This is a genomic window from Vibrio sp. Isolate22, assembly GCF_022398115.1.
In the GTDB taxonomy this organism is placed as follows: Bacteria; Pseudomonadota; Gammaproteobacteria; order Enterobacterales; family Vibrionaceae; genus Vibrio.
This window is the reverse complement of the sequence record NZ_JAKEUW010000019.1, coordinates 28,761-43,488: the sequence shown is the minus strand read 5'-3', so window position 1 is coordinate 43,488 and position 14,728 is coordinate 28,761. Positions and strand designations below refer to the sequence as shown.

Sequence of the window (14,728 nt, the reverse complement as noted above, 5' to 3'; positions counted from 1 at the left end):
CTCGCTCTTTTGTTTTGGTAACTCGCTCTTATGACAAGAAGAACTTGTAAGAAGGGTTATCGGTTTCATCTTTACACTGATAACCAAGCTCTCTCAGGTGCGTAGAGAACTGAGCCAAATCTTCATCATCCAGTTCGAAGCCACATAATACACGACCGTAATCAGCACCGTGATTACGATAGTTGAACAGGCTGATATTCCAGTGGGTACCTAAGGTATCAAGGAACTTAATCAATGCACCTGGATATTCTGGAAACTCAAAGCTGTACAAGCGCTCTTTCAATGGTTTTGATGGCTTGCCACCAATCATGTAGCGAATGTGCAGTTTTGCCATCTCATCATCAGACAGGTCGACGACTGGGTAGCCACCTCCACGTAGGTCGTTGATGATGTGATCGAGTTCTTCCTGTCCACCATTGAGACGTACACCGACGAAGATGTTCGCCAGGCTGTCATCGTTATGACGGTAGTTAAACTCAGTCACAGCACGGCCGCCAATGATATTACAGAACTCTAGGAAGGCACCTTGTCGTTCAGGAATAGTAACCGCAAGTAGACCTTCTCGCTTCTCACCCAATTCACAACGTTCAGACACATAGCGCAGACCATGGAAGTTGGTATTAGCACCAGACAGTACCGTTGCCAGTTGTTTGCCTTGCAATTGGTTCTGCTCAGCAAACTTCTTCAAACCTGCCAGAGCAAGCGCACCAGAAGGTTCGGCAATCGCACGAGTGTCTTCAAAGATGTCTTTTACAGCAGAGCAGATCTCATCGCTAGATACAGCAATGTGACCATCGATGTACTGCTGACACAGACGGAATGTCTCTTCACCAATGCGCTTAACCGCAACGCCATCAGCAAACATGCTGACTTGATCCAGTACTACTGGTTCACCGGCGTCCAGTGCTGCTTTCAAGCAAGATGAATCTTCTGGTTCAACCGCGATGACTTTGATTTCTGGCATCAGCTGCTTAACCAGTACTGCGACACCTGCAGCTAAACCACCACCACCGACAGGAACAAAGATGTAATCCATGTGACCATTTTGCTGAAGCATCTCCATACCCATGGTGCCTTGCCCCGCGATCACCAATGGATGATCGAAAGGAGGCACAAAGGTGTAGCCATGTTCAGCAGAAAGGCGCTCTGCTTCAGCCTTCGCTTCATCAAAGTTGCTGCCATGCAGAACCACGTTACCGCCAAAGCCACGTACAGCATCGACCTTGATGTCTGGTGTGGTTTTTGGCATCACAATCGTGGTTTGAATACCAAGCTTAGAACCGGACAGCGCCATACCTTGAGCATGGTTACCTGCGGATGCGGCAATCACACCTGCGGCTTTCTGTTGCTCTGAAAGGCTTGATACCATGTTGTAGGCACCACGTAGCTTGAACGAGTGGACCGGCTGACGGTCTTCACGCTTTAGCTGAACCTGATTACCAATACGAGCACTTAAGCGAGGCATCTCTTGCAGAGGTGTCACTATTGCTGCTTCGTAAACTGGGGCTCTCAGGATCTGACGCAGATAATCTGCGCCAGTTTGTTTTTGGGGACTGACCGTGTCATCACTCATAGATTAGCCCTCAAGCTTCGACTTATCACGCACCGCACCTTTATCGGCACTGGTAGCCATGCTTGCGTAAGCTTTTAGTGCGAATGATACTTCGCGTTGACGGTCTGCAGGTTTCCAGCCTAGTGCATCCTGCTTAACACGACGTGCTTCTAGCTCAGCTTCAGGCACATCCAGTGTGATCGAACGGCTAGGGATGTCGATAGTGATGATGTCGCCATCTTGAACCAAGCCGATAGTACCGCCACTTGCTGCTTCTGGAGAAGCGTGACCGATAGATAGGCCCGATGTACCACCAGAGAAACGACCATCTGTTAGTAGTGCACAAGACTTACCTAAGCCCATCGATTTTAGGTAAGTTGTCGGGTAAAGCATCTCTTGCATGCCCGGACCACCTTTAGGACCTTCGTAACGGATAACAACTACTTCACCCGCTTTTACTTTACCGCCTAAGATGCCTTCTACGGCAGTATCTTGGCTTTCAAATACGATCGCAGGACCTTGGAATTTCAGGTTCTCTTCATCAACACCAGCTGTCTTAACGATACAACCGTCAACGGCGATGTTACCTGAAAGTACCGCTAGGCCGCCTTCTTGGCTGAATGCATTCTCTTTAGTACGGATACAACCTTCTTTGCGGTCGTCATCAAGGCGATCCCAACGACAATCTTGTGAGAAGGCTTTGGTAGTACGAATACCTGCAGGGCCAGCGCGGAAGAACTTAAGTACCGCTTCGTCTTCTGTCTGCATGATGTCGTATTGAGCAAGCTGCTCTTGCATGCTTAGGCCAAGCACAGTGCGAGTTTGGTTGTTCAGTAGGCCAGCGCGGTCTAGTTCACCTAGGATAGCCATTACACCACCTGCGCGGTGAACGTCTTCCATGTGATATTTCGGTGTTGAAGGTGCCACTTTACATAGGTGTGGAACACGGCGAGACATCTCGTCGATATCACCCATATCAAAGTCGACTTCACCCTCTTGAGCCGCTGCCAATAGGTGAAGAACGGTATTACTTGAACCACCCATTGCGATATCTAGAGCCATCGCATTTTCAAAGGCTGCGCGGTTCGCGATATTGCGAGGCAGTGCTGATTCGTCGTCTTGCTCGTAGTAACGCTTAGTCAGGTCAACGATACGCTTGCCGGCATTGATGAACAGCTCTTCACGGTCAGCGTGGGTTGCTAGCATAGAACCGTTACCTGGCTGAGATAGACCAAGCGCTTCGGTTAGACAGTTCATTGAGTTAGCCGTGAACATACCTGAACATGAACCACATGTTGGACATGCTGAGCGCTCTACTTGCTCACTTTGCTCATCTGAGATTGTTGGATCGGCACCTTGGATCATCGCATCAACAAGGTCTAGCTTGATGATTTGATCGGAAAGCTTGGTTTTACCTGCTTCCATTGGGCCGCCTGATACAAAGATCACTGGGATGTTTAGGCGCATAGCTGCCATCATCATTCCCGGGGTGATTTTGTCACAGTTAGAGATACATACCATCGCATCCGCACAGTGAGCATTAACCATGTACTCTACAGAGTCTGCGATAAGCTCACGTGATGGCAGAGAGTACAGCATGCCGCCGTGACCCATTGCGATACCATCATCAACTGCGATGGTGTTGAATTCTTTAGCTATACCGCCCGCTTTCTCGATTTCACCCGCAACCAATTGGCCCATATCTTTAAGGTGAACGTGGCCTGGAACGAATTGAGTGAAAGAGTTTACAACTGCGATGATTGGCTTACCGAAGTCATCATCTTTAACGCCAGTTGCACGCCATAAAGCGCGCGCACCAGCCATGTTGCGTCCGTGGGTAGTCGTTGCTGAACGATAGATTGGCATTGCTTAAATCCTTATAAAATATTTGGCTGTTGCTTACTGATTTTCTGAAGTTTGGTTTTCTGGGTAAACATAGTCTAGCCAGCCCCACTTATCTTCAGTGGTACCATTGAAAAGACCAAAGTAAGCCGCTTGAACTTTTTCAGTGATAGGACCTCGTTTTCCTTCACCTACTGTAATTTTGTCTACACTGCGAACTGGAACAATTTCCGCTGCTGTGCCTGTCATGAAGACTTCGTCGGCAAGGTATAGCGCTTCACGAGCAATGTTCTCTTCACGGATCTCATAACCCATGTCTTTTGCTAGCGTCATGATCGAATCACGCGTGATGCCCGGCAGAATCGCGCTGGTTGCTGGTGGTGTAGATAGCACGCCATTGCGCACGACAAAGATGTTTTCACCCGCACCTTCAGAAAGGTAACCATCAACACTGAGAGCGATGCCTTCATCGTAACCATGGCGACGTGCTTCACCACCAACCAGTAGTGAAGATAGGTAGTTACCACCCGCTTTCGCAGCCGTTGGGATAGTGTTTGGAGCCGCACGGTTCCAGCTTGAGATCATTGCATCTACGCCATTTTCTAGCGCTTCTTCACCTAGGTAAGAGCCCCAAGGGAAAGCGGCAATGATAAGGTCCATTTCAGTGTTTTCTGGAGGACATACACCCAAACCCACGTTACCAACAAAGCCTAGAGGGCGAATGTATGCTGACTCTAGTTTGTTTTGACGTAGTGTTTCGCGAGTCGCTTCCATAATCTCTTCCTCAGTGTAAGGAATCGGGAAGCGGTAGATTTTTGCTGAATCTTTTAGGCGCTTTGCGTGTTCTGGGTGACGGAAGATGACCGGACCTTTTGGCGTGTCGTAGCAACGTACACCTTCAAACACTGAAGTACCGTAGTGCATAGTGTGGGTTAAGACGTGAACGTTCGCCTCTGCCCAAGGAACCATTTCACCGTTAAACCAAATATAGTCTGCCGTTTTTGCTGTCATGTTTGCGGTTCCTTATGCACTTATCTTTTGTTGTAAGTTGTTGTTTGGCAATTCATTACGACTGATAGAGATAACGTCAACGGTACGTACATCCCACAGTTTTTCGATTTGATTAACCAAGAAGGAAATTGGACGTTCACTGTCGACAATGATCTCTACGCTGGCGATCTTACTTTCATGGTTCTGAGTGCCGGCTACTTGCTTAACAATAAAGCCACGGTGACGAATAACACGAAGAACACGCTCTAGTAGTACAGGCTTATCATCGGCTTTGATGTCTAATAGGTATCTTTTCATGTTATGTGTTCTCCAACATATCACTGTTTGAAGCACCTGGCGGTACTAGTGGCCATACGTTCTCTTCTTCATCGATAAGAACATGAAGTAGGTAAGCCGTCTTGCTCTCTAGCATCTCTTTTAGAGCGGGTTCTACTTCTTCTTTGCGAGTGATGGTCTTGCCCGGGATATCGAAGGCTTTTGCAAGCATTACGAAGTCTGGGTTGTCATCTAAGATGGTTTCACTGTGGCGACCATCAAAGAACAGCGATTGCCATTGGCGAACCATACCCAAGCGAGAGTTGTTTAGCAGTACCATCTTCACTGGGATTTGGCGGCGTTTTAGCGTACCAAGCTCTTGCACGTTCATCATGAACGAACCATCACCAGAGATAAGGATAGATTGGTCATCAGGACGGCCAACCAAAGCACCCATCGCGGCTGGTAAACCAAAGCCCATGGTGCCTAAACCGGCAGATGTGATGAAGTTTTGTGGATCGCGAGGTTGAATATGCTGCGCAGCCCACATTTGGTGTTGGCCTACATCAGTTGAAACGATAGAGCTTGCTGGCATCATGTCTGAAAGCTGCTTCAACAGCAGTGGAGCGAAGATCAGATCGCCAGGGTGGTCATAACGCCACTTGAATGAGCTACGTAGGCCTTCTGAGTGGTGAACCCAAGAAGAGATATCTTGAGTAAGCTCTAGTTGAGGCATGATCTTGTTGATGTCACCACGAATTGGCGCATTAGCCAGACGCAGTTTGCTGAACTCAGCTGCATCGATATCGATATGGATAACCTTAGCGTGAGGTGCAAAGGTATCTAGCTTGCCAGTTACTCGGTCATCAAAACGAGCACCAACAACAATCAGTAAATCACTCTCTTGAACCACTAGGTTAGCGGCTTTGGTGCCGTGCATACCTAACATGCCTAAGTAGTGTGGGTCGTCACGCTCAATGGTGCCTAAACCTTTCAATGTGCTTACAGCTGGCATTGGGTTAAGACGTAAAAACTCACGAACTGCGCCGGTTGCTTTTGCCAGTTGCACACCACCACCTACGTATAAAACAGGGCGGGTTGCTTGAGACAAGAAGTATTGTGCCTGCTCAATTGCATCGGTTGTCGCAACCGGAATTGCAGGAGGAGTAAATTCAGGAAGAGAGTTAACAGGAGCTTCAGCCAGTTGAACATCTTTGGCGATATCAACGATAACTGGGCCAGGTCGGCCAGATTTTGCTACCACAAACGCTTCGGCTAGTGTTGGAGCTAGCTCTTCAATGTCGGTGACTAGGTAGCTGTGTTTAGTACATGATAGAGACATACCAATCACATCCATCTCTTGGAATGCATCGGTACCTATGTGGGAGCTTGCAACTTGACCTGTGATTGCAACCAATGGGATAGAATCCATAAAGGCATCGGCTAAACCAGTGACTAGGTTAGTAGCACCAGGGCCTGAGGTTGCCATACACACTGCCACATCTTGTGTTGCACGAGCCATACCGATCGCAGCCATTGCTGCGCCTTGCTCATGGCGACATAAGATATGTTCAACTCCGCCGTCATAAAGTGCATCGTAGATTGGCATGATGGCACCACCTGGGTAGCCAAATACGGTCTCTATTCCTTGCTGCTTTAGTGCGGATACGACTAATTCTGCGCCTTTCATCGGAATTCTCCCGTATTACCTTTATTTTGGTAACTTTTTCCTTTGTCTCTGCACATCTTGTGCTCCCATTCTTCCTGTAAATCGGCAAAGCCGAAAATGTTCAAAAATATAAAATTCGAATCTATAAATTAGAAAAAACCCCCGGACTTGTCAGTGCGGGGGTTTTTTCTAATTCGTGGTTACTTTTTTCCCACTCGCCCCCGCGCAGTCTCAATAATGACTACGATAATCAGGTTAATCAGTGCGTAAATGCGAGCGTTGAAGTTCATATAATTCGAGTTTTCTTGTTTATTCTGTTCAGTAAATGTCTACATCTCTAGTGTTATCACACAAATCTGTCGCATGACAAGGAAAATGTCATTCTTTTTTCACATTAAAACACCATTCCACCAAGCTATATAACAATCTTATTGCTTTGGTGCGCAACGAATATCCAGAGCGAATACTTTTAAATCAAAGACAAAGGAAAGTTATGGGACTCGCGATAATTCATAGCCGGGCTAGTGTGGGGGTAGAAGCGCCAGAAGTGACGGTTGAGGTGCATATCAGCAATGGAATGCCGGGGTTCACGCTGGTGGGTTTACCTGAAACGACAGTCAAAGAGTCCAAGGATAGAGTCCGAAGTGCCATCATCAATTCTCGCTTTGAGTTTCCATCGAAAAGAATCACGGTCAACCTTGCTCCGGCGGATTTGCCAAAAGAGGGCGGGCGTTTTGATTTACCGATTGCGCTTGGAATCTTAGTCGCCTCTGAGCAACTTCCTACTTCCAAGATCGCGCAGCATGAGTTTATCGGTGAGTTGGCACTGTCGGGAGAACTGCGTTCAGTGAAAGGGGTACTGCCAGCAACACTGGCTGCTGATAGTGTTGAGCGCTGCTTGGTTGTGCCGCATTACAATGGCGATCAGGCAGCCCTAGTGGGTAAAGGAGCCCATAAGTCGGCGCAAACCCTATTGGAAGTTTGCGCAGATATGTGTGGTCAGGCTCAACTGGGTTTGTATCGCACCGAGCAACATCAAGTCGATGTGTCTGAGCTTCGTGACTTGCAGGACATCATTGGCCAACAGCAGGGTAAGCGAGCATCACCGTCACCTCGATCAAGTTTATGGAAGTATCACCTGTAAAATAATGCAAAAAGTGTTACCCTTTAGTTTGTGTTACTTAACAGTGGTTATCCATATGATTCTTAAGAAGGCTATCGAATTAGAAGTAGGCGCATTAGGTTCTTTCAATGGAGAGACAGAAGAGCTGAATGGTGAACATTTGAGAGTTATCAAATATCAGGCACCAGAGGTGGTACTTAAGTTTCCCGTGTTGCATAGCACTTCTATGATGAGTGAATGTCTTGATGCTAACTTGTTCTTACAGCAGAAATACACAGGTCGTGTTAATTACAAGGATATAGAGGACAAGAATAGAGATAGCGATGGTGAGACAGTTCAGGTGGTCACACTTGATAAGATAGCAGCTTCACTCAAAGCATACTTTACTTTCTGCGAAGAAGAGAGCTTAGATATTTACGATGGCCTACTAAACACTTTCTCTGCTGACCAGAAACTATGGCTGCCGCCATACCGATTTAAAAGTCATGTCATTGATAGAGTGAAATCTAGAGAGATAGAGTTCAGCACTGGGAACCTTTTACTCTTGCACGTTAAACAGTTTTACGAATGGATGTATAAGACTGGTCGAATTGATAAGATCCCTTTTGATTACAAGTACGTTTCAGTATCCAAGGGCAAGGATAAAGACGATGATGAGTTGGACTTTCTCTTTGCTCCTGATGCAGTTATTTCTGCATATAAGAAACCACTCCTAGTACAAACAACTGACCTAAGGGTACCAAAGAAACACAAATCGGATAAGGTGAAACGAGACAATCAGCCTTGGTCACTAGCTGAAATGACGGCTTTTTTCGGAACTCAATACATGCAGTTTGAGACAAGACGCCTCTGGGCTGATTTAGGTTTTCAGGTGGGTCTCAGAGCTAAAGAAATAACCCGCTTACCTGATGAACAAATTGTAGATCCTGAACTCTCTGATAAATCAGTATTCGATGTTGAGATAATTGGCAAAAATGACAAGCGAAGAACCGTATTAGTTCCCAAGAAACTGATGTCACGTCTTTTTGCTCATAAGAATTCTGCAAAACGACTCAAGCATATGCCTAAGTACAAATCCTACTTAGAAAGCCTTCCTGAACACTCCGATGCATTAGCCTACGAACAAACACACGGCAAGCCATTATTTATAAACCAACGTGGGGTCAGAATCTCTGAGCGCTCTGTTATTAATATTGTTTCCAAATCGAGACCAGAACTCAGAAAAAAAGGCAACTTAATCCTTGATGAGCCGCACTTTCATGGCTCTAGAGCCACATATGCTACAAGGTTAATTAAAGCTATGTTCGCTATGGGGATGCCATTAGGTTTCATCAAATGGAAGGTTATGGAGCTGCTAGGTCATAATAACTGGGATACCACATTACAGCATTACGTTAATGTGGCCAGAGGCATTACATATGATGAGAAGTTAGACCTGTGGGTTAGTGAAATTTACAAGGATGTCGAAGAACGTTTAACTCGGGAAAAACAGGAGCTAAGTCAAGAAGTGGAAGCTTCAGTAATAGAACTAGGAAGTGAGGATCAGGGATGACAATAAGTGAAGCAAACATGGTTAAAAAGTTTCACGAGAAGAATGGATCCATCATTGAAAGGCATCATTTGCAAGATTCTAGGCTACTGAAGCAATTAGATAGCATACTCACAACTTCTTTACCTGCGGGAGCATCAAGGGACACAAAGCGCCAAACAATAAATTATTTCTTTGAACTCTTGGACTGTTTATCCGATGAAAACCTTAAGGTATTGAGAGGTTCTGGCGTAAGCTTCTTGTTAGAAGAAACAGATGTATGGGTTGAGCTAGAATATCTTATTCATGCTGCTCACGCTTCTAACCCCAAAAAAGCAGTAGGATTAAGAAAGGCTTTAGCAAATATCATAAATTACTCTCATGGTATTTATGCAACATCTAAAATAGTTACTACAGAAACTCTGGTAGGTAATGAGTACAGACTTCAATTACACAGTGACCTCATTTTTAATCATGGACTTTTTGGAACAAAGCTTTTTCAAGATCTAAGAGACTTAACTTCCTCTGTTTACAAACATGGTGGATTATCAGTAACGCTTGCTGGCTCTATCAAAGGGTTTTTTGACATCTTACCTCTTTTGAATAATCAGCAAATCAAGAAGTTAAAAGAAAAAGGTTTGCATCCACTTATAATCAATAAGGTGGATTGGATCGATCTTGAGTATACCATATATAACGTAAGTGACGAAAAATCAGCTTTGCTACGAATAAAACAACTAACTAACTTAATAAATTACTCTAATGGTGTTTATAAGCAGGCTGATTTAATTACAACAACTAAACATGAAGGGGTTGATACCCCAGTGTTATACAGTGCTTACCATGTGTCGATTGAATTCTTTGATGCACTTGTTGATTGGAAAGTTAAGAAACTAAGTAATGATGTTAAAGAATGGACTGTCAGGTTGAGTATAATTGGTGCATTAGAAGCAATTGAATACATAAAAAGTAGTGATAAGTATAAAGAAATATTCACTGATGTAAATCTGTTGATATTCAATGAAAATATAGATTTGTCAGAAGATTTAAAGGGAAATATAGATCATTTTAATCATAAAACTATGATTGAAGTCTTGACTCCGCTAGGTATTGATTACCCAAATTATAGAGTGCCACTAAAGTTACAAGGAGGAGATGTATTTTTAAAAAATACCTACAAATACTCAAGGGTAATATTCAATGAATTAGCGGATATAGCTACAAAACATGAATTTAAGGGAGTAAGTAGAACCACTGTCATGCATTACTTTTCAGACTTTGACTCTATTGGCCTTCCATTGCTAAAAGAGATACTACCTGATAATGAATTTAATGAGTTATGTAGATTAGGTCTTAATTATTTAGATAAAGAAGATATCAATGATAGGATCAATGAACGCGCCAGATTAATTGGAGCAAAGTCATTATATCGTCTTGGATTGTCAATACTAAAACATCATTTCAATAAAGATGTATTTGTTATAAAAGACTCTCCATATACGTTATATTTTGGCGGTATATCAAGAAATAATGAAATTAAACCTATGAGCCTAGATGTCTTAGGGTATTTATCAGAAAAGGCTTTCTATGACTTCAAAGTAAAACATGAAGAATATATGCGAAATCTAGACCATCTTGATATTTCTGAAATAACCTATCACTCAAAACTTCAGAATTTTATAGCTGGTTTAAAAAAAGTCTTGCCAAGGTTATCCAGTAAACAATTAGAGGCAATAAAAGATAATGGATTATTAGCCTTTGTTGATAGAAAATACAATGTAGGTGTTACTTGCTTAGAGATATTTCAATCTCTTGTAAAAGATAAAAGCGAAAATTCCACAACAATTATGCACTATAGAAATTCATTTAGGAGTATTATTGGCGAGTTTGCTGGAGAGGTTCCTGATGTGTATGTTATATCAAACTCTAAAGATGAGAAAATTAAAAAGATTTCTGGTAATAGTAATAAACACTATACAGTGGAAGAAGTTAGAGAATTGGCTTTCTACATAGAGAAAGCACTAAGATGTAAAAATACTTCTTTACGTGATAAAATATATTTCTATTATGCAAAGATACAAATAAAGACAGGTTGGAATCAACAGCCATTATTGGACTTATCATTAAATAGATTAACCAAAAGAGTTAACCCTATAACTAATCAAGAAAACTATGACTTGGTTTTGATTAAAAATAGGCGTTCATATAAGCCAAGTCAATATGACTTTGATAGCAGTTCAGTTGCAGACCGAGACTTAAGGTCGGTTGTAAGAGATATTATATTTGTCAGAGATAACCTAACTTCTGAACTCAGGAAAAAACACAGTGTCGAAAATCATTTATTTATAGAGCCATGTGAAGTGAATGGTGTAAAAAGGATAGATGCCGGTAATTTAAGAAGGATACCTAAATTAATATCAGACTTAGGGTGTAAGATACACTATAACCCAAGAAAAATTAGAAAAGGTGGCGTAAATTTTATTTACAAAAATATAGCCAAGAGTGTGAGAGAATATGAGGATTTGGCTGCTCATAACTTTCAAACTTTCCTGAAAAGCTACAAAACGATATCAAAATCTGAGGGCGAGGAAACACTTTCAAGGGGAATCGATATAATGGCTAACTATTTCTCAGGGAAAGAAATAAGCCAAGAGTTAAATGCTATCGATGATATTAATGAACTTGATAATGCTCAAGAAACACCAGTAGGAGTTTGCTTATCAGAACCAGATAGCGATGAAGTGAAACGATTTAATAAATTAAATGCTAAAATTGTTGATAAAGACAATAAGTATTGCGGCGATTTTCTTGCTTGTATTTGGTGTAAGTATTTTAAAGTAGTGAAAGACGCAGACCATATGTGGAAGTTATTGTCATATAAAGAATATGTCATATCATCAATGGAGCGAGCTATAGTCAATAATGAAGATCCTGAAAATCAGAGGGAGTTCGTTGACATATTGTCAAAGAGAGTTGATGACATTATATCTTTCATAGAAGCATCTAAGCCAGACATTGTTAATAAAGCGAGATCTTTAATTGAGACAAAGGGGCTGCACCCTGATTGGGAGTTTGCATTTCCATTATCTAATATTGTAGGTAATAGCCATGAATAAATTGGATGAAGTGTTTGATCAGCTAGTGTCTCAAGAGCTAGATGGAAGCTATAAAATTAATAGGCTAACATTGGAAGAAGTCAATCAAATACCTGATTTTACTGTCTACGAATCACAGTTGAACGGCGAAGCTTACAATTTTAAAGGTAATAAATTTAGACCAAATAAAACTGAAAAAAGACTCGTAATAGAGACGCTTCCTATATTCGAGTTTGAAGTAAAAACGATTTTTATCTTAATAGCTAAGCGTGGTACTAAACTAGGAGGTGCCACAAAAAGGTTCAGTACATCTTCAAGAATAATAAAAGAATTGATAAGGCTCTCAAAGTATCTTAACTCCAGAGGTTATGAATCATTTCATGAATTAGGTGAATTACCAAAGTTGAAGTTTAATGATGTTGTTTCATCTTATATTAACTATCGGCAGGAGGGTGGTCCGTCAACAGTTGGTGTGGTTAAGGACTCCTTGACCGTATTGCTTGAGCTGAACTTCATAAATCAAGAGTTTTCAAAGGAAGTTATTGAGGCTAACACTAAAGCCAAACGAACTAAAGCTGATACTGTCAACCGACTGAAACACCCATTAGTTCCACCGATGATTCAGAAAAAAATAATTTCTGAATGTAGTAAATTATTTGAAAATAAAAAGGATATCAAGCGGTTTATCGCCCTAGGGAAAAAAGTTAATGTCAATTTTGAAGCTTATGCACTAAGAAACCCAAATGTGAACCAGAATGTTTTAAGTATATTACCTAGAATGTTGAGTAAAGATGAAGTTGTTGAATATAGGGGGCTAAGGGATAAGATAAGAAGAATAACTCCTTATGCATTTACTATGTTGCTAGCTCTTACAGGGTTTAGGGTATCGGAAGGCAAAGCAACAAAAAACAACGCTCATAAGTGTAAAAGAGAAAATGGGAAGGTGAAATATTTCATTGAGTCAACATTGAGGAAATATACCAATGAGGATGTTGTTCTTGATTGGGTATCCTGTAAACAAGTGTATGACGCTATGAAATTACTAAGTGACGTTAATACTGTCTATTATGATAGAATTAAGCTAATTCTAAAATACTACCCTTCAAAAATTAGTGAAAGGAACGGGGAGCTATTTGAAGAAGCTCTTGAAAATAATTATCTCTTCGCATTTAACTACGCATCACAAAAAGGAAACCTCTGGTTTCCTAAACCAACCAAACCAATTAAAACTGATACTTCTGGGCAAGGCTCGACTGCTGTAGCGTTAGATTTAATTGAAGTTGAAGTAACAGAGTCTGATATTGAGTTTTTAAAAAAATACAAATGCAACTATAAATCAGTAAGTGCAAACTCTGGCATGAGAGGAGTTGAATATAAAGTAGGAGATATTTTCAGAGTTACGCCTCATATGTTGAGGCATAGTTTTGCGTGGTTCATTATTGCCAATAAATTAGGCGATATCCATCATATATCCCAACAGTTTAAGCATATGAACGAGATGGTCACATTTGTTTATGCTCAACGTGGTTTTGAGGCGATTGATGATTTAAAAAATATTATCGAGGGATTTGATGCTCTTTTAACAGAGGAAGTAATTACCGATATTGTAGAAAGCGCTATAAAAGGTGAAATAGGTGGCGGTGGTGGCAAGCGGCTGAAAAACATCGTCAATAAATTAAACAAAGGGCAATCAGGAATTATATTCTCGACAGACCATCACGAACATATAGAGAGTATCCAAGAGCTAATTGCCTTGGCGACAAAAAACAGTGATGGAATCCTTGGTTTACCTCATGGTTATTGTGCAGCAGGTTCTAGCTGTAAAATGCACAATGTGGCCGTTCCTGATAGCTGTATTTATTGTTATACATATTTTGCGACTAGAAGGCACTTACCATTTTGGACGGCAACCAAAAACAGCGCCGAGCGAGGCATTAGCCGAATCATGGATGCTGGCTTAGCTGATAGATACCAAGCCTTCTTAAGTGTCTTGAAAAGGACGCTAGCATCAGCTGATAAGGCTATATCTGATATAGAAGGTAATGGAACAAAAGAGGTTTATAATGGGTAAAGTATCAGAGAAAAAAATTGAGCAGGCTTTAGCCCTTTTTATCAGTGAAGATAGAAAAATAAATGCTAATGCCATCGCGAGATATCTAGGCTGCCAACGCTCTAACATTGCCAATAACTATCCTAAACAATTGGCAAAAATTGACACTGCGGGGCAAGTTCAAAAAGCACAATGGGATAATAGAGATTTATCCTATAAAAATAAGAAGCTAACAGAGCAGAATAAGAAGCAACGGAAGGCTATATCACAGTTGAGTAAGTCGGCTAAAGGTGATGACGTATCTGCCTTACTATCACACATTAACGCCTTGTACAGCATGTATGATGATATGAGAGTCAGATACGAGAATGCATCTGAGTTACTACTAGAATATAAAGAAAAGTATGGGAAGCTTTAATGCGCAGTGAAGTGACTATTTTAGGTAAAGGCTATAACAGCATCCCCCTAGTTTTGAATTTAAATAGGAATAACTTCGAGAATTAAGCGTGTACGTTTCATTGGGCTTCATACCCCGTTATGTACTACTACTTTCTCTTCGTGCGCGCTACTCATAGGCTTTGTGTGGGTGTAGGGTTGTACTGT

The 14,728-nt window shown here is 41.9% G+C and carries 9 protein-coding genes and 1 pseudogene; 5 read left to right on the top strand and 5 right to left on the bottom strand.

What is annotated here, in order from left to right:
* Positions 1 to 28: 28 nt before the first annotated feature.
* Genes ilvA through ilvG form a run of 5 tightly spaced genes read right to left on the bottom strand, consistent with a single transcriptional unit; the run spans position 29 to position 6,350 of the window.
* Positions 29 to 1,573, bottom strand: a complete 1,545-nt coding sequence (gene ilvA / locus L1D55_RS12880; RefSeq protein WP_239917684.1) for a threonine ammonia-lyase, biosynthetic — start codon at positions 1,571 to 1,573, stop codon at positions 29 to 31.
* A gap of 3 nt (positions 1,574 to 1,576) precedes the next feature.
* Complete coding sequence (gene ilvD, locus L1D55_RS12875) at positions 1,577 to 3,418, bottom strand: dihydroxy-acid dehydratase (RefSeq protein ID WP_171368724.1); 1,842 nt, start codon at positions 3,416 to 3,418, stop codon at positions 1,577 to 1,579.
* A 33-nt stretch (positions 3,419 to 3,451) separates the two neighbouring features.
* On the bottom strand, positions 3,452 to 4,405 hold the full coding sequence (locus L1D55_RS12870) for a branched-chain amino acid transaminase (protein ID WP_239917683.1): 954 nt from the start codon (positions 4,403 to 4,405) through the stop codon (positions 3,452 to 3,454).
* Positions 4,406 to 4,417: 12 nt separating this feature from the next.
* On the bottom strand, positions 4,418 to 4,702 hold the full coding sequence (gene ilvM, locus L1D55_RS12865) for an acetolactate synthase 2 small subunit (protein WP_004739310.1): 285 nt from the start codon (positions 4,700 to 4,702) through the stop codon (positions 4,418 to 4,420).
* 1 nt (position 4,703) lies between these two features.
* Positions 4,704 to 6,350 carry an acetolactate synthase 2 catalytic subunit gene (gene ilvG / locus L1D55_RS12860; RefSeq protein WP_239917682.1) on the bottom strand — a complete coding sequence of 549 codons (1,647 nt, stop codon included), beginning with the start codon at positions 6,348 to 6,350 and terminating at the stop codon, positions 4,704 to 4,706.
* Between the two features lie 472 nt (positions 6,351 to 6,822).
* Here ilvG and L1D55_RS12855 point away from each other — a divergent pair.
* The 5 genes and pseudogenes from L1D55_RS12855 to L1D55_RS12835 all read left to right on the top strand — a co-directional run.
* A pseudogene (locus L1D55_RS12855) lies at positions 6,823 to 7,431 on the top strand (magnesium chelatase domain-containing protein); the annotation flags it as partial.
* A gap of 97 nt (positions 7,432 to 7,528) precedes the next feature.
* Positions 7,529 to 9,004, top strand: coding sequence for a tyrosine-type recombinase/integrase (locus L1D55_RS12850; protein WP_239917681.1), 1,476 nt, complete (start codon positions 7,529 to 7,531; stop codon positions 9,002 to 9,004).
* A complete protein-coding gene (locus L1D55_RS12845) occupies positions 9,001 to 12,096 on the top strand; it encodes a hypothetical protein (RefSeq protein ID WP_239917680.1) in 3,096 nt (1,031 codons plus the stop codon). Before L1D55_RS12850 ends, L1D55_RS12845 begins: the two co-directional genes overlap by 4 nt.
* Positions 12,089 to 14,146, top strand: coding sequence for a hypothetical protein (locus L1D55_RS12840; RefSeq protein WP_239917679.1), 2,058 nt, complete (start codon positions 12,089 to 12,091; stop codon positions 14,144 to 14,146). Before L1D55_RS12845 ends, L1D55_RS12840 begins: the two co-directional genes overlap by 8 nt.
* Positions 14,139 to 14,543 (top strand): hypothetical protein, encoded by a 405-nt coding sequence (locus tag L1D55_RS12835; protein ID WP_239917678.1) that lies wholly within the window; start codon positions 14,139 to 14,141, stop codon positions 14,541 to 14,543. Before L1D55_RS12840 ends, L1D55_RS12835 begins: the two co-directional genes overlap by 8 nt.
* Positions 14,544 to 14,728: the final 185 nt, after the last annotated feature.